Source organism: Ligilactobacillus animalis KCTC 3501 = DSM 20602, assembly GCF_001434535.1.
GTDB classification, from domain to species: Bacteria; Bacillota; Bacilli; order Lactobacillales; family Lactobacillaceae; genus Ligilactobacillus; species Ligilactobacillus animalis.
This window is the reverse complement of sequence record NZ_AYYW01000036.1, coordinates 1-282: the sequence shown is the minus strand read 5'-3', so window position 1 is coordinate 282 and position 282 is coordinate 1. Positions and strand designations below refer to the sequence as shown.

Here is a 282-nt window from a genome sequence, read left to right as displayed (position 1 = left end):
GCGTGGCAACTTCCTACCCTCGCAAGGGGCGATCCCCTAACTACTATCGGCGTTACAAAGCTTAACTTCTGTGTTCGGAATGGGAACAGGTGTAGCCTTTGTGCTATCGCCACCACACTTTTTTGTGAGAACCTTGTTCTCTCAAAACTAGACAATATCTTTATTTCCGAAAACGCTGCGTTTTTGACTTGGTTAAGTCCTCGACCGATTAGTAATGGTCCGCTCCATACGTCACCGTACTTCCACTTCCATCCTATCTACCTGATCATCTCTCAGGGGTCT

The 282-nt window shown here is 47.2% G+C and carries 2 rRNA genes; both read right to left on the bottom strand.

The annotated features are described in order from the left end of the window. Window positions 1-117, bottom strand: a 5S ribosomal RNA gene (gene rrf, locus FC30_RS06470). A gap of 71 nt (window positions 118-188) precedes the next feature. Beyond that, a 23S ribosomal RNA gene (locus FC30_RS06465) occupies window positions 189-282 on the bottom strand; the annotation flags it as partial.